General features: G+C 70.5%; 18 protein-coding genes and 1 tRNA gene. 6 read left to right on the top strand and 13 right to left on the bottom strand.

The window, feature by feature from the left end:
* Positions 1 to 347: 347 nt before the first annotated feature.
* The 6 genes from QM792_RS11175 to QM792_RS11150 are packed head-to-tail and all read right to left on the bottom strand — an operon-like array spanning position 348 to position 2,847.
* The gene (locus QM792_RS11175; RefSeq protein WP_415149991.1) at positions 348 to 794 is read right to left on the bottom strand and encodes a hypothetical protein; all 447 of its coding nucleotides are present in this window, start codon (positions 792 to 794) and stop codon (positions 348 to 350) included.
* 8 nt (positions 795 to 802) lie between these two features.
* Complete coding sequence (locus QM792_RS11170; protein WP_415149989.1) at positions 803 to 1,003, bottom strand: hypothetical protein; 201 nt, start codon at positions 1,001 to 1,003, stop codon at positions 803 to 805.
* The gene (locus QM792_RS11165; RefSeq protein WP_415149988.1) at positions 1,000 to 1,317 is read right to left on the bottom strand and encodes a hypothetical protein; all 318 of its coding nucleotides are present in this window, start codon (positions 1,315 to 1,317) and stop codon (positions 1,000 to 1,002) included. The genes QM792_RS11170 and QM792_RS11165 overlap by 4 nt, the downstream gene beginning before the upstream one ends.
* Positions 1,314 to 1,550 (bottom strand): hypothetical protein, encoded by a 237-nt coding sequence (locus tag QM792_RS11160; RefSeq protein ID WP_415149986.1) that lies wholly within the window; start codon positions 1,548 to 1,550, stop codon positions 1,314 to 1,316. The genes QM792_RS11165 and QM792_RS11160 overlap by 4 nt, the downstream gene beginning before the upstream one ends.
* The gene (locus QM792_RS11155) at positions 1,547 to 2,311 is read right to left on the bottom strand and encodes a hypothetical protein (RefSeq protein WP_415149984.1); all 765 of its coding nucleotides are present in this window, start codon (positions 2,309 to 2,311) and stop codon (positions 1,547 to 1,549) included. Before QM792_RS11155 ends, QM792_RS11160 begins: the two co-directional genes overlap by 4 nt.
* Before the next feature lie 23 nt (positions 2,312 to 2,334).
* Positions 2,335 to 2,847, bottom strand: a complete 513-nt coding sequence (locus QM792_RS11150; RefSeq protein WP_415149982.1) for a hypothetical protein — start codon at positions 2,845 to 2,847, stop codon at positions 2,335 to 2,337.
* A 220-nt stretch (positions 2,848 to 3,067) separates the two neighbouring features.
* On the opposite strand from QM792_RS11150, the gene QM792_RS11145 reads away from it, so the two are divergent.
* Complete coding sequence (locus QM792_RS11145; RefSeq protein ID WP_415149980.1) at positions 3,068 to 3,430, top strand: DUF3693 domain-containing protein; 363 nt, start codon at positions 3,068 to 3,070, stop codon at positions 3,428 to 3,430.
* Positions 3,431 to 3,722: 292 nt separating this feature from the next.
* On the opposite strand, the gene QM792_RS11140 is transcribed toward QM792_RS11145, so the two are convergent.
* The 6 genes from QM792_RS11140 to cysS form a co-directional block, all read right to left on the bottom strand.
* Positions 3,723 to 3,815: transfer RNA gene (locus QM792_RS11140), tRNA-Ser, on the bottom strand.
* 42 nt (positions 3,816 to 3,857) lie between these two features.
* Entirely contained in the window at positions 3,858 to 5,129 is a 1,272-nt protein-coding gene (locus QM792_RS11135) for an aspartate kinase (protein ID WP_415149979.1), read from the bottom strand.
* A 37-nt stretch (positions 5,130 to 5,166) separates the two neighbouring features.
* Complete coding sequence (gene tilS / locus QM792_RS11130) at positions 5,167 to 6,474, bottom strand: tRNA lysidine(34) synthetase TilS (protein WP_415149978.1); 1,308 nt, start codon at positions 6,472 to 6,474, stop codon at positions 5,167 to 5,169.
* Between the two features lie 16 nt (positions 6,475 to 6,490).
* Positions 6,491 to 7,462: an acetyl-CoA carboxylase carboxyltransferase subunit alpha gene (locus QM792_RS11125; protein ID WP_415149976.1), complete on the bottom strand. Its 972-nt coding sequence runs from the start codon at positions 7,460 to 7,462 to the stop codon at positions 6,491 to 6,493.
* 39 nt (positions 7,463 to 7,501) lie between these two features.
* Entirely contained in the window at positions 7,502 to 8,152 is a 651-nt protein-coding gene (locus tag QM792_RS11120) for a DNA-3-methyladenine glycosylase family protein (RefSeq protein WP_415149975.1), read from the bottom strand.
* A gap of 4 nt (positions 8,153 to 8,156) precedes the next feature.
* The gene (cysS, locus tag QM792_RS11115; RefSeq protein ID WP_415149974.1) at positions 8,157 to 9,536 is read right to left on the bottom strand and encodes a cysteine--tRNA ligase; all 1,380 of its coding nucleotides are present in this window, start codon (positions 9,534 to 9,536) and stop codon (positions 8,157 to 8,159) included.
* Between the two features lie 108 nt (positions 9,537 to 9,644).
* On the opposite strand from cysS, the gene QM792_RS11110 reads away from it, so the two are divergent.
* Genes QM792_RS11110 through QM792_RS11090 form a run of 5 tightly spaced genes read left to right on the top strand, consistent with a single transcriptional unit; the run spans position 9,645 to position 12,883 of the window.
* On the top strand, positions 9,645 to 10,181 hold the full coding sequence (locus tag QM792_RS11110) for a tetratricopeptide repeat protein (RefSeq protein ID WP_415149973.1): 537 nt from the start codon (positions 9,645 to 9,647) through the stop codon (positions 10,179 to 10,181).
* A gap of 53 nt (positions 10,182 to 10,234) precedes the next feature.
* Positions 10,235 to 10,804, top strand: coding sequence for a peptidylprolyl isomerase (locus QM792_RS11105; RefSeq protein ID WP_415149971.1), 570 nt, complete (start codon positions 10,235 to 10,237; stop codon positions 10,802 to 10,804).
* A 1-nt stretch (position 10,805) separates the two neighbouring features.
* Positions 10,806 to 11,306 (top strand): peptidylprolyl isomerase, encoded by a 501-nt coding sequence (locus tag QM792_RS11100; RefSeq protein ID WP_415149970.1) that lies wholly within the window; start codon positions 10,806 to 10,808, stop codon positions 11,304 to 11,306.
* A gap of 15 nt (positions 11,307 to 11,321) precedes the next feature.
* Positions 11,322 to 12,119, top strand: a complete 798-nt coding sequence (locus QM792_RS11095; RefSeq protein ID WP_415149968.1) for a UDP-2,3-diacylglucosamine diphosphatase — start codon at positions 11,322 to 11,324, stop codon at positions 12,117 to 12,119.
* The gene (locus tag QM792_RS11090; RefSeq protein WP_415149966.1) at positions 12,116 to 12,883 is read left to right on the top strand and encodes a zinc-dependent peptidase; all 768 of its coding nucleotides are present in this window, start codon (positions 12,116 to 12,118) and stop codon (positions 12,881 to 12,883) included. Before QM792_RS11095 ends, QM792_RS11090 begins: the two co-directional genes overlap by 4 nt.
* Before the next feature lie 16 nt (positions 12,884 to 12,899).
* On the opposite strand, the gene QM792_RS11085 is transcribed toward QM792_RS11090, so the two are convergent.
* Positions 12,900 to 14,492, bottom strand: coding sequence for a hypothetical protein (locus QM792_RS11085; protein WP_415149965.1), 1,593 nt, complete (start codon positions 14,490 to 14,492; stop codon positions 12,900 to 12,902).
* Between the last annotated feature and the right edge of the window lie 277 nt (positions 14,493 to 14,769).

The following is a 14,769-nucleotide window of genomic DNA, read 5'->3' as shown; positions in this document are numbered from 1 at the left end:
TCCGCGCTTGGCGCCCCTCCCCCTTCGAGAGCGGTATTCGTCAGCCGGTGCGGTGCATAGCTGGTGGTGCCGGTCGCGTTCGCCGCGCGGCGCCGTGCGCCTGGTCGATCTGTTGATCGGGTTGGGTGAGCGATCGGCCTGAGCCGATCGCGGGGGCGAAGCCCCGGGGGGCGTGCCCGCGAAGCGGGCGATGTTCAGGCCCCCTTGGGGGCCCAAATCCTTACCCCGCGCCGATGGCGAGTTATCCACAAAACGCGAATGAACCTCGGCCTTCTTTTAACTTAGTTAAAAGATTACTAGATGCTGCCCTAACCCCTGCCCTAACTTGTGGACAAGTCGAGCTCAGATCAAGCATTGGCGCGGGTTTGCGGGCGTTTTGACCCTGCCCTAACCCCTGCCCTAACTGCGCGAGTTGCAGTTGCCCCTACCCCACTCGCGACCCAAATTTGAAGGACGCCGCGCTGCTCATTAATGGCGTTAGGCTTGAACACCAGATTGGCGCTGGCCAGCGCGTCGAGAGCGCCGCGTAGCTGCTTCAGCGTGAGGTCGTGAGGGGTGGGGCCGCCGCGGCGCTCGGCGCGATGCTTGAGCACCTGGCCGATGCGGTAGTAGCTCGCGGCGATCACCTGGCCGTTGCCATTCGCGAAGCGCTTGAGCACGTGATAGACGGCCAGCGGCAGCACGCCCAGGCCGAGCAAGGCGCGGTTCTCTTCCGGCGTGGTGGTGTAGGCCTGGCCGAGCGGATCGAAGCCGAACATGTCCACGGTGTCGCTGTCGGGCCTGCGGCGCGGCATGCGGCGAATCAGGCCTGTCGCCGCGCCAGCTCGGCCATCATCGCGTCGGCCAGGTCGAAGGCCTCGCGCGCCGCGCGCTGGTGCAGCTCGGGCGGCAGGGTCGAATCGAAGGAGCGCGGGACGAACTCCCGCAGGGCCACTTCCGCGAAGCGTGCACGCTGCAACTGCATGGCGAGCGCCATCAGCGCTTCGAGCTGGTCGAGATTCATCGGCACCCCCTCAGTTCGTCGACGCGCACGCGGCGCCAGGTCCATCCGTCGTCCGCGTCGAGCGCGACCCACGCCCAGGGGATGGCCATCGCCTCCCCTGGCTCGAGGAACTGCACCGTGGCGCGCTGCTCGCCGTAGGCGCACACGGCGCCAGGCCGGGGCAGCTCGGCGGCATCCACGCGCGTCCACAGCGCGCACAGCAGCGCGATGCCGAGCCAGCCGGTGACGTCCAGCAGCACGGCCAGGATCGGCCACCACTGCGGGCGCCAGCGGCGCGCGCGGGCTGCGCGGATGACCAGGCGCAGCGCGCTCACAGGATGCGTTCCACGGCGCGCGCCGCCTGGAGGGCGATCCACCGGGCCGCTTCGGCGCCGGTGGCCTGGCGCACGTCGCCCGGCGCCGCGAAGTGCCGCCAAGCGGGCGAGAAGCGCACGCAGATGCGCGGCTCGCCCCTGTCGTTGGTGCCGGCGAACTCGACCGGGCCGACCTTGCCGGTAGCGCCGACGGCAACATGCACCAACTCGCCGCGAGCGTAGGCGGCGCTCATGACGCTGCGCCCTCTTGCCCGGCCCTTTCAGGGCTCGGGGCCGGGCAAGAGGCCTTGATCATTCGCTCGTACAGGTCGTGCATCGAAGACTGCGCGGTGCAGCGTGCGGTCTTGAGGTGCGCGGCGGAGGAGGCGGAGGAGGCGGCGGCGTCGGCGTCGGCGGCGTAGGCGGAGGAGGCGGAGGAGGCGGAGGAGGCGGCGGCGTCGGCGTAGGCGGCGGCGTCGGCGTCGTAGGCGTAGGCGGCGGCGTAGGCGGCGTAGGCGGCGTAGGCGTAGGCGTCGGCGTCGGCGTCGGCGCGCGCCGCACGGATCACCGGCAGCGCCGCGTCAGCCGACGCTCGATCGGTGATCGGCGCCAGCGCGCGCAGCTTCTCGGCGTGCGGCTTGAGCGCATCGGTCAGGTCGAGCCAGATCGGCGCGTGCACGCGGATCGACCAGTCGACCGCCATCCATGCGCGCAGGCGCGACAGCTCGACGCTGCCGCGCGTGCCCACCAGCATGGGGATGTAGCGCTTGAGGTGGTCGCGCTCGGCCTGGTCGGTCAGCGCGTCGTTCCAGCGCCGGCCGAAGGCGGCCAGCACCGGGTCAACGCACGCCGGGTGGTCGGAGAACTCTTCCCCGGCGAACATGGAGACGACTTCGAGCAGGCAGTGGCCTTCGCTCGGGCGCTCGTGGCCGCCAACACTGAGGTGGAGTCCGGCCAGGCGTTCTTCGCTCAGGGCCGGGGTGGATACACTGCCCTCTTTTGCGGGGGGCAGCATGGAGAGGGAATTCTTCGTCGTGTTCACAGAGGGCGCTCCTGTGCTCGGCGTTCCTGGTTTTGAAGGCCTGCTTGAATCAAGCGCTCCCACCACCGGAGCGGCCGTTCAGGGCATGCTCTGCTCATCGGTGCAGGCGGCAGAGTCAGGCCTTCTAGAGCTGACACTGGCATCGCAACCACCAGGCCAGGAAGGGGTGGTGTCGGTGCAGGTTCATGCACACCAGGTGCGGCTTGTGCTGTGCACGCAGCGGAAGCGAATGGCTGGCTTCTGAGCCTCAGCGCCATCGCCCGCCATTCCTCGCGCACCGCGCCTTCCGGCGTGCGCCATGACCACATGCACGCCAGCACGTAGGCGCGATCGAGGCCGGCCAGGTCGGCCAGCCGGATGGCCCGTAGATCGTCGGGAAACGATCGGCCGCTGCGGTAGTTGGTGAGGGCCGAAGGGAACGCCTTCAGCAGCTTGGAGAGCGCGTAGTCGCTTGGCGACTTCGTTCGCGCCCGCGCCAGGTCAAGCACCTGGCCGACGGTCAAGATCATTGAACCCCCGTTCGCCCCCCCAACGAAGGCCCCTGAGGGGCGGTCCCGCCTGGGATGGGGGGCGAACTTGGAGCAGGACCGCCCCGGCACGATACCCCAACATGCCGTAAGCCCGCAAGTGGTGGTAGGGCTTTCGGCTGTACGGGGCGTTAGCGTACAGTGACCAGCGTCACAGGAATCGGGGGATTCAATGGAAGCGACTCGCCGCCTACTGGCCGCCGTGAAGGCCGCTCAGGGCATCAGCTCAGACTACCGCCTGGCGCGGTTCCTTGGCGTCACAGACAACACCGTCGCCAACTGGCAGCACGGCCGGCGCCGCCCCGACGATGAGACCGCAATTCGGCTCGCCGGCCTCGCCGGCCTGGACGCCGGTGAAGTCGTTGCCGAGCTGTACGCCGAGCGCGCCGCCGATGGCCCGGCCCGCGAGCTGTGGCAGTCGATCGCGAAGCGCCTGCACACCGGCGCTGCCGCAGCCCTTGCCTGCATGTTCATCACCGGCGGCCCGGACGCTGGCGCGGCCGTACGTACGGACGTGCCCTCCCCTACGGTTGATCGGGGAGCCCCTGTATATTATGTCAATTAACGCGTGCAACACCTCACCACCTTAGTGACAAGTACGGGTACCAAACCAGTGGGTACCCACCCGGAGCACTCAGACGGCTCAGAGCCAAGCCCAGATCCGGCGCAGCCAGTTGGGTAGGCGTTCGGGACGGGGTTGGTAGTGTTGGCGGATGTGTGCGGCCATTGGTGCCTCCAGGCTCCTGAATGCTGTATTTTTATACAGTATCACATGAACCGCACAGCCAGCAAGCCGAGTCTGAACGCGCCGACGCCGGAATGAAAACGGGCCCCACGGGGCCCGTTCGTTTCGCATCTGGCGGAGTCGGAGGGATTCGAACCCTCGATGCAGGTTTTGCCCGCATACTCCCTTAGCAGGGGAGCACCTTCGGCCTCTCGGTCACGACTCCGGCGAAGTGGCGCATTCTAGCCGCGTTCGGTGTGCCTTCCCGTCACGCGGCGGCCGGCTGGTCGAGGTCGAAGGCCTTGTGCAGCGCGCGCACCGCCAGCTCCATGTACTTCTCGTCGATCACCACGCTGGTCTTGATCTCGCTGGTGGTGATCATCTGGATGTTGATGCCCTCGTCGCTCAGCGCCTGGAACATGCGGCTGGCCACGCCGACGTGCGAGCGCATGCCGATGCCGACGATGCTGACCTTGCAGATCTTGGTGTCGCCCGCCACCTGCGCCGCGCCGGTCTGCGGCAGCACGCGGGTCTTGAGCAGGTCGACCGTGCGCTGGTAGTCGTTGCGGTGCACGGTGAACGAGAAATCGGTCTTGCCGTCGTGCGAGACGTTCTGGATGATCACGTCGACGTCGATGTTGGCCTCGGCCACCGGCCCGAGGATGGAGAACGCGATGCCCGGCTTGTCGGGCACGCCCAGCAGGCTGATCTTGGCTTCGTCGCGGTTGAACGCGATGCCGGACACGACGGCTTGTTCCATCTTCTCGTCTTCCTCAAAGGTAATCAGCGTGCCCGAGCGGGCTTCCTCGTCGATGGCGATGTCCCACGGCGTGAAGCTCGAGAGCACGCGCATCGGCACGCGGTACTTGCCGGCGAACTCCACCGAGCGGATCTGCAGCACCTTGGAGCCCAGGCTGGCCATCTCGAGCATCTCCTCGAAGCTGATGGTGTGCAGCCGGCGCGCCTCGGGCACGATGCGCGGGTCGGTGGTGTAGACGCCGTCGACGTCGGTGTAGATCAGGCACTCGTCGGCCTTCAGCGCCGCGGCCACCGCCACCGCCGAGGTGTCCGAGCCGCCGCGGCCCAGCGTGGTGATGTTGCCCTGCTCGTCGATGCCCTGGAAGCCGGTGATGATCACCACCTTGCCGGCCGCGAGGTCGGCGCGCACGCGCTGGTCGTCGATGCTCTGGATGCGCGCCTTGGTGTAGGCGCTGTCGGTGGAAATCGGCACCTGCCAGCCGGTGTAGCTGACCGCCGGCATGCCCTCGGCCTGCAGCGCGATCGCCAGCAGGCCCACCGACACCTGCTCGCCGGTGGAGGCGATCATGTCGAGTTCACGCTGCAGTGCGGGGGTGGTCGCGGCGGGGGAGAGTTCTTTCGCCAGGCCGAGCAGGCGGTTGGTCTCGCCGCTCATCGCCGAGGGCACGACCACCATGCGGTGCCCCGCCCTCGCCCACTTGGCGACACGTTTGGCGACGTTGCGGATGCGCTCCGTCGAGCCCATCGACGTGCCGCCGTACTTGTGAACGATGAGTGCCATGAATGAGGAATGCCTGCGCTCTCGGGAACCCGGCATTCTATGCGGCCCGTGGCACCGGACCGCGCTGCCACGACAGGCGCACCTGCGCCTGCCCGGGCAGGCCGATCACGCGCGCATCGAGCCCGAGGCCGGGCACGAAGACGAGCTGGCCGCCGCTGTAGACCAGCGGGCCGTCGCGCTCCCAGGCCGGCAGGCCGAGCGCCTGGAATTGCTTCTTCAGGCTGCGCGGCGGGCGGCCGATGCCGGCCTGGAAACGCTCGCCGCCGCCGCGCTCGCGCAGTTCCAGCGCGGCCAGCCAGGCGAGCGGCACGCCGCCTTGCGCCACACGCTCGGCCACCAGCACGCCGCCCCAGCCCGGCAGGCGGTGGCGGCCGGCGCGGCGGATGCTCAGCGTGGCCTCGCGCGCGGCCGCAACGGCGGGCGCGGCATCGGCTTGCCAGTGCAGGCGTCCGCGATACAGGCACAGCCGGCCGCCGGGTGCCGGCCAGCTTCCGCTGGCGCCGCGCAGCAGTTCAGCGCTCAGGCGGGTGACCAGGCTGGCGGCCGCCGGCGCGCCCAGCACACGCCGCAGCCAGCCGCGCAGCGCGTTGGCGCGCCGCGCCTCGCTCAGGCCGCGCCAGCGCGCCACGTCGAGCCCGGCGCCGTGGTCGTCGAGCAGCGCCACATCCGCCGCGCCGATCTCGCCCAGGCAGGCGCTGGCCTGGCGCGCCCATTCGGCCGCGTCGGCCAGCGCCGCCTCGGCGTGCGGAAAGGCGTCCCGAAGCGCCGGCCAGACCTCCAGCCGCAGGCGGTTGCGCGCGAAGCGGCGGTCGCCGTTGCTCTCGTCCTCGATGTGCCGCAGGCGGTGGCGCCGCACGTAGGCTTCGATGGCCTCCGGCGCCTGCGCCAGCCACGGCCGCAGCCAGCGCACGCCGTCGCGTTCGATCTCGCGCGGCATGCCGGCCAGCCCGGCGACGCCGCCGCCGCGCAGCGCCTGGATCAGCACGGTCTCGGCCTGGTCGCGGCGGTGGTGCGCCAGCAGCACCGTGTCCGCGCCCTCTTCCAGCGCCAGGCGGCGCAGCGCGCGGTAGCGCTCGCGGCGCGCCCAGGCTTCCACGCTCTGGCCGCGCGGCGGGCGCGTCGCCAGCCGTGCGTGGCGCAGCAGCAGCGGCCAGCGCCGCGCCCAGCGCGCGGCCTGCGCCTCGCAGAAGGCGAGCCAGGCGTCGGCGTTCGGGCTGAGGCCGTGGTGCACGTGCAGCGCCACCACCTCGACGCCCAGCGGCGCGGCGGCGGCCAGCGTGGCGTGCAGCAGCGCGGTGGAGTCGCGCCCGCCGCTCCAGGCCACGGCGATGCGGCCGGCGTTCACGCCACGCGCGCCGGGCTCAGCGCTGGGTGCTGTCGGCGAAGCGGCCGTAGGCCTGCAGCCGCTCGTAGCGGCGCTGCAGCAACTCCTTGGGCTTCAGGTCGCCGACCTGGCGCAGCGCGTCGTTCAGCGCGCGCTTGAGGAACGAGGCCATCTGCTTGGTGTCGCGGTGCGCGCCGCCGACCGGCTCGTTGACGATCTTGTCGATCAGTTGCAACGCCTTCAGGCGGTGCGCGGTGACGCCCAGCGCCTCGGCCGCGTCGGACGCGCGCTCGGCGGTCTTCCACAGGATCGAGGCGCAGCCCTCGGGCGAGATCACCGAGTAGATCGAGTACTGCAGCATCAGCGTCTGGTCGCCGACGCTGATGGCCAGCGCGCCTCCCGAGCCGCCCTCGCCGATGATGGTGCAGATGATCGGCACCTCGAGCTGCGCCATCTCGAAGATGTTGCGGCCGATCGCCTCCGACTGGCCGCGTTCCTCCGCGCCTATGCCCGGGTAGGCGCCCGGCGTGTCGACGAAGGTGAACACCGGCAGGCCGAACTTCTCGGCCAGTTTCATCAGCCGCAGCGCCTTGCGGTAGCCCTCGGGGCGCGCCATGCCGAAGTTGCGCGCCGCGCGCTCCTTGGTGTCGCGGCCCTTCTGGTGGCCCAGCACCATGCAGGGCTGGCCGTTGAAGCGCGCCAGCCCGCCGACGATGGAGAGGTCGTCGGCGTAGTGGCGGTCGCCGTGCAGTTCCTGGAAGTCGGTGAAGATCTCGGCGACGTAGTCGAGCGTGTACGGCCGCTGCGGATGGCGCGCGATCTGCGTCACCTGCCAGGGGCTCAGGCTGGCGTAGATGTCCTTGGTGAGTTGCAGGCTCTTCTTGCTCAGGCGGTCGATCTCCTCCGAGATGTCGACCGCCGACTCGCTCTGCACGTAGCGCAGCTCCTCGATCTTCGATTCGAGCTCGGCGACCGGCTGCTCGAATTCCAGGAAGTGGCGTTTGCTCATGGACGAATGTCCTCCGCGTGAAACGGCTCGGTGAACGGCTCAGTAGTCTACCGGCAGCGGGTCCAGGCTACGCCACAGGTACCAGGTGGCCACCGAACGGAACGGCGCCCAGGCCTCGCCGACCTCGCGCGCCTCGGCGCGCGACACCGGCTCGCCGCTGAAGTAGTTGACGCTGATGCCGCGGATCAAGCCCAGATCGTCCAGCGGCAACACGTTGGGGCGCATCAGGTGGAAGATCAGGAACATCTCGGCCGTCCAGCGGCCGATGCCGCGGATCGCGACCAGTTCCTCGATGATGGCCTCGTCGTCCATCTGCTGCCACTGGCGCACGTGCACGCTGCCCGACTCGAAGTGCTGCGCGAGGTCGAACAGGTACTCCACCTTGCGCGCCGACAGCCCCGCGCCGCGCGCCTCGGCCGTGGCCAGCGCCAGCACCGAGGCCGGCCGCAGGCGGTGGCCGGGATCGGCCATCAGCGCCGCGAAGCGCTCCCACACCGACTGCGCCGCCTTCACCGAGATCTGCTGGCCGACGATGGAGCGCGCCAGCGTCGTGAAGGCGTCGCCGCGGCTTTGCAGCCGGCCTTCGCCGAACTGCGGGATCAGCTTGCGCATCACGCGGTCGCGCCGCGCCAGGTGACGGCAGGCTTCGTCCCAGTACTCGGGCGTCGTGCCCGCCTTGGTCGCCGCCACCGGGTCAGCCCTTCACCCAGGTGGTGCCTTGCGGCGAGTCCTTCAGGACGATGCCGCGCGCGGCCAGCTCCTGGCGGATCGCGTCGGCCTGGGCGAAGTCGCGCGCCGCCTTGGCCGCGGCGCGCGCGGCGATGCGCTCGCCGATCCACGCGGCCTCGTCGGCGCCGGCCTCGCCGCCTTGCAGGAAGGCGCGCGGCGGCTGCTGGAGGATGCCCAGCGTCGCGCCCAGCGCCTTCAGCAGCGCGGCGGCGGCCGGCGTGCGCGTGCGGTTCAGCTCGCCGGCCAGCTCGAACAGCACCGCGAACGCCACCGGCGTGTTGAAGTCGTCGTTCATCGCGGCGCGGAACGCGGCGGCCTGCGGCTGCGCCCAGTCGATCTCGACCGGCGGCGCCTCGATGCCGTCGAGCGCGGTGTAGAGCCGGCGCAGCGCGCTCTTCGCGTCTTCCAGGTTCGCGTCGCTGAAGTTGAACGGGCTGCGGTAGTGCGTGCGCAGCATGAAGAAGCGCAGCGTCTCGCCGTCGAAGTGCCGGAGCACGTCGCGGATGGTGAAGAAGTTGCCCAGCGACTTCGACATCTTCACGTTGTCGACGTTGAGGAAGCCGTTGTGCATCCAGGTGTCGACGAAGGTGCCGCCGTTGGCGCCCTCGCTCTGCGCGATCTCGTTCTCGTGGTGCGGGAAGATCAGATCGAGCCCGCCGCCGTGGATGTCGAAGTGCTCGCCGAGCAGCGCGCAGCCCATCGCCGAGCACTCGATGTGCCAGCCGGGGCGGCCGGGGCCGAACTCGCTGGCCCACTTGGCGTCGTCGGGCTCGCTGTCCTTGGCCGACTTCCACAGCACGAAGTCGAGCGGGTCTTCCTTGCCGTCGAGCACCGCGACGCGCTCGCCGGCGCGCAACTGGTCGAGCGACTTGCCCGACAGCCTGCCGTAGCCGGGGAACTTGCGCACCGCGTAGTTCACGTCGCCGTTGCTGGCGCGGTAGGCCAGGCCCTTGCGCTCCAGCGCGGCGATCATCGCCAGCATCTGCGGCACGTACTCGGTGGCGCGCGGCTCGTGCGTTGGCGGCAGCACGCCGAGCCGGCCGATGTCCTCGTGCATCGCGGCGGTCATCTCGGTGGTGAGCTGGCGGATCGTGATGCCGCGCTCGACCGCGCGCCGGATGATCTTGTCGTCGATGTCGGTGATGTTGCGCACGTAGGTGACGCGGTAGCCCAGCGTCCGCAGCCAGCGGTACACCATGTCGAACACCAGCAGGAAGCGCGCATGGCCGACGTGGCACAGGTCGTAGATCGTCATGCCGCAGACGTACATGCGCACGTGCTCGGGCTCGATCGGGGTGAAGGTCTCGACGGCACGCGAGAGCGAGTTGTGGATGCGCAGCGTCATGGGCCTGTCGGCAGCAGATTCCGGGGATGGTCGGGGCGCGCAGTGCAGCTCTCGCGCCGGCCCCACGCCGCGTGCCGGAGAGGGGCTGAACTAGAATCGAGGCAGTATATGACGACTGCCCGCGCGACTCTTCGCGTCTTCCGCTCCTCGGTGTTGTGCCTCGCCCTGCTCGCCGGCGCCGTCGGCGCGGCCGAGATCGACGAGGTGCGCCGCCTGCACGGCGCGGGCCAGAACGCCGAAGCGATCGAGCGCGCGCGCAAGGCCATCGCCGCCGCGCCGAAAGACGCCGCGATGCGCTTCCAGCTCGCCGTGATGCTGGCCGACACCGGCCGCGCCGCCGAGGCGCGCGAGCTGCTCGAACAACTGGCGCAGGAGCACCCCGACCTGCCCGAGCCCTACAACAACCTCGCCGCGCTGAAGGCCGCGGCGGGCGACCTCGAAGGCGCCAAGGCCTCGCTCGACCAGGCGCTGCGCGCCAACCCCTCGCTGGCCACCGCGCACGAGAACCTCGGCGACGTGCAACTGATGCTGGCGCTGCGCTCCTACGAGCGCGCGCAGCAGCTCGACCCGTCCGGCACCTCGCTGCCGGCCAAGCTGGCGCTGCTGCGCCACCTGCTGCGCTCGGTGCCCACGGCCGCGCCGTGACGCGCCGCGGCGCTTCCATCCCCTTTTTCATCACGACACCGGAGACCGCCACGATGAACGTCCGCCGCATCGGCCACGCCCTGCTCACCGCCGCGCTCGCGCTCGGCGTGCATGCCGCCGCCCAGGCCCAGAAGGTCAAGCTCGCCACCAGCGCCGGCGACATCGTCGTCGAGCTCGACGCCGCGAAGGCGCCCAAGTCCGTCGCCAACTTCGTCGAGTACGTCAAGGCCGGCCACTACGACGGCACGGTGTTCCACCGCGTCATCCCGAACTTCATGATCCAGGGCGGCGGCATGACGCCCGACATGAACGAGAAGGCGACGCGCGCGCCGATCCCGCTCGAAAGCGGCAACGGCCTGGAGAACCGGCGCGGCACGATCGCGATGGCGCGCACGATGGACCCGAATTCGGCCACCGCGCAGTTCTTCATCAACGTCACCGACAACGCCTTCCTCGACAAGGCGAACTCGCGCGACGGCAACGGCTACGCGGTGTTCGGCAAGATCGTCTCGGGCATGGAGACGGTCGACAAGATCCGCGCCGTGCCCACCGGCAACAAGGGCATGCACCAGAACGTGCCGCTCGAACCCGTCGTCATCAAGAAGGCCACCCTGGAGAAATGACATGAGCATCAAGGTCCGACTGCAAACGAGCAAGGGCGACATCACGCTCGACCTCGACGACGCCAAGGCGCCGGCCACCGTCGCCAACTTCGTCGAGTACGTCAAGGCCGGCCACTACGACGGCACGGTGTTCCACCGCGTCATCCCCGGCTTCATGATCCAGGGCGGCGGCTTCGAGCCCGGCATGCGCCAGAAGCCGACGCGCGCGCCCATCCAGAACGAATCGGCCAACGGCCTGACCAACGACCGCTACACGATCGCGATGGCGCGCACCTCGGCGCCGCATTCGGCGAGCGCGCAGTTCTTCATCAACGCCACCGACAACGGCTTCCTCAACAAGGCGCAGGCGCAGGACGGCTGGGGCTACGCGGTGTTCGGCAAGCTCAGCGCCGGCGCCGAGGTGATCGACGCGATCGAGAAGGTCAAGACCGGCCGCAGCGGCGGGCACGCCGACGTGCCGGTCGAGGACGTGCTGATCCAGCGCGCCACCGTGCTCGACTGACTGGGGTCGGCCCGAATGGGGGAGACGCCGGCCGCCCTGCCGCGCTTCGAGACGCTCGAAGCGGCGCCGGGCTGGACGGCGGTCGACTTCATCAGCGACCTGCACCTGTCCGAACAGACGCCGCGCACCTTCGAGTGCTGGGCGCACTACCTGCGCGGCACGCCGGCCTCGGCGGTGATCATCCTCGGCGACCTGTTCGAAGTCTGGGTCGGCGACGACGCCCGCCACGCCGGCTTCGAGGCGCGCTGCGCCGCGGTGCTGGCCGAGGCGGCGGCGCGGCGCGCCGTCACCTTCACCTGCGGCAATCGCGACTTCCTGGTCGGCGACGCGATGCTCGCCGAGTGCGGCGTGCGCGCCCTGCCCGACCCGGCGGTGCTCGTCGCGTTCGGCCGGCGCTTCCTGCTCTCGCACGGCGACGCGCTGTGCCTGGCCGACCACGACTACCAGGTCTTCCGCGCGCTGGTGCGCGGCGCGCCCTGGCAGCGCGACTTCCTGGCCCGCCCGCTGGAAGAGCGCCAGCAACTGGCGCGCCAGATGCGCGACCACAGCGAGCAGCGCAAACACGGCATGGCGGTGCAAGACTGGGTCGACATCGACCAGCCCACCGCGCTGCGCTGGATGCGAGCGGCGCGCACGCCGGTGCTGATCCACGGCCACACGCACCGCCCGGCCCATGAATCGCTGGCACCCGGCTACGCGCGCGAGGTGCTGAGCGACTGGGACTGCGAGGGCGCGCACGGCGCGCCGCGCGCCGAGGTGCTGCGCCTGACGCCCGACGGCGCGCTGACGCGCCTGCCGATCGTGCACGCATGATCGGCGCCTGGTGGCGCCGCCGCCGCGCCGAGCACACGCTGCGCCACCGCGCGATCCCCGACGAACTCTGGGCGCTGACGCTGGCGCGCTACCCCTTCATCGCGCGGCGCGGCGAGGCCGAGCGCCGGCGCCTGCGCGAACTCGCCACGCTCTTCCTCGCCGACAAGGAGTTCGCCGGCATGCAGGGCCTGGAGGTCGACGACGGCATGGCGGTGGCGATCGCCGCGCAGGCCTGCCTGCCGATCCTGCGCCTCGACCTGGCGCACTACGCCGGCTTCAAGGGCATCGTCGTGCACCCCGACATCGTCGTCGCGCGCCGCGAGACCGTCGACGAGGACGGCGTCGTGCACCACTACGACGAGGAACTCGCCGGCGAGGCGATGGAAGGCGGCCCGGTGATGCTGACCTGGCGCGACGTCGCCGAGGCCGGCGAATCCGCGGCCTGGGGCTACAACGTGGTCGTGCACGAGTTCGCCCACGTACTCGACATGCGCGACGGCGCCGCCGACGGCGTGCCGCTGCTGGCCGACCGCGCCGCGCGCGAACGCTGGCTGGCGGTGCTCGAACCCGAGTGGCGGGCCTTCTGCGAGCGCGTCGACACCGGCAAGGACACCCTGATCGACCCCTACGGCGCCGAGGCGATCGACGAATTCTTCGCCGTCGCCTCCGAACTGTTCTTCGTCGACGCCGCCGCGATGCGCGACGCGCACCCGGCGCTGTACGCACTGCTGGCCGGTTACTACCGGCAGGACCCGGCGGCGTAGGCGGGAGGCGGCGCCCTCATCGCGCGGCGAGGTAGCTGCGGGCGCGCGCCAGCTCGGGCAGCGTGGCGTCGCCCCCGCGGGTCAGCTCGACCAGGCTGGCGTAGTAGCGGCGCGCCTTGTCGCGATCACCCGCCGCCTCGGCGGCCGTCGCCGCGCCGGCCAGGCCGCGCAGGCGGTTGGGCTCGCGCAGTTGCGACTGCTCGAACTGCGCCAGCGCCTCGGCGGGCTGCTTGAGTTCGAGCAGCATCTCGCCCAGCAGCTCGCGCGCCGGTACCACGCGGCCGGGCGAGACGATGTGCTTCTCGCTCTTGTCCTCCATGTCGGCCGCCGTGCGCATCAGGCGCAGCGCCTCGTCGTTCTGGCCACGCGCCTTGGCGATCCAGGCCGCCGCCGCGACACGCTGCACGTCCACCTCGCCGGCCCAGTAGGTATTGCGCGCCTCGACCAGCGCCTGGTGCTGGGCCTGCAGGCGCTGCGCGTCGCGCTCGGCGGCGGCCACGTCGCCCTTGCGCGCGGCGCCCAGCGCACGCGCGAAGCTGGTGATGGCCTCGCAGTGCGGGAACGGCGTGCCCATCTGCACCAGCTCGGCCGCCGCGGCCCAGTCGGCCCGCTCCAGCGCCACGCGCGCCGGCATCGCCACCGCCGCATAGGGGCCGCCGAACTGCGGCAGCTTGGCGCCCTCGGCGCTCTTGAACTCGTCGAGCAGTTGCCGCGCCTGCTTGTCGCGCCCGAGCTGCAGGTAGGCGTAGACCATGTAGTCGGCGGCGTGGAAGGCATCGACCCAGCTTCCGTCCTTCTTGGCCACGTCGGCCGAGCGCCGGTTGCCCGCGGCCGAGTCCTGCCACGCGCCGACGCGCGTGAAGATGTGCGAGGGCATGTGCAGCGCATGCGGCGCGTCGGGCGCGATGGTGGCGTACTTGCGCGCCGCCGACAGGCCCTGCTGCGCGATCGACGGCGCGTCGTAGCTGTGGATCAGGTAGTGCGCCACGCCCGGATGGTCGGGGTACTTGACGAACTGCTTCTCCAGCACGGCCGCCGCCTTCAGGTAGGCGGCGTAGGTCTGGTCGGCCTGCGACTGGGTCGCCGCGGTGTACAGCGCGGCGAAGATCTGCGCCTCGTCGTCGCCCGGGTACTTGGCGGCCAGGGCCTCGAACGCCTGGGCCCGCGAGGCCTGGCGCGCGCGCTCGGGCCGGTTGGCGAAGTCGGCGTAGTAGGCGGCCACGGCTTCGATGTAGTCGCGTTCGCGCTCCGTCTTGGCGCCGATGCGCCGGCCCTGCTCGATCGCGGCCTGCGCGTCCTGCGCCGCCTTGGGCGAGGCGCCCTGGCCCGCCAGCGGGTTGTTCATCAACAGCGCCGCGATGCCGAAGGTGGCGATCGCGCAGCCGGGGTCCTGTTCGAGCACCTTGCGGAAGGCCTGCTCGCCGGCGTTGAACCAGAACGAGTGCAGCATCGCGAAGGCGGGTTGCAGTTGGTCCTGCACCTTGGCGTCGCACGAGTTGGCGAACGACACCTTGCCGAGCCGGCCCTGGCCCTCGTGGGCGTCGTGCGCGGACGAGGGGCCGGACAGAACGAAGGCGATGGCGGCCGCGGCGAGCGGCTTGAGTGGCATGAGTGGCAAGTGGCGCATGGCGGTCTCCTGTGCGGCACGTACTGTGCGACGCACCCGATCGGTCCGCGCCGAAGGCCCGGCGAAGCTTCGCCGAAAGTTCGACGAAGGGAAAACAACGGGCATCTCCGGCATCGGCCCGCCCGGGTCACTGCCGTCGCCGTTTCGGCATCGAAGTCAACGCCAACTCGCCATGTGTGGCAAGGATGCCGCATATTGCGCACAAATGGCCGTTGGTTACGGCGCATGTCTTCCCATGCGGCGGGCTGGCTGCCGAGAA

Source organism: Piscinibacter sp., from assembly GCF_047600445.1.
In the GTDB taxonomy this organism is placed as follows: domain Bacteria; phylum Pseudomonadota; class Gammaproteobacteria; order Burkholderiales; family Burkholderiaceae_C; genus Piscinibacter.
Note: the sequence above shows the minus strand (reverse complement) of the source record. Positions and strands in the feature narration are given on the sequence as shown.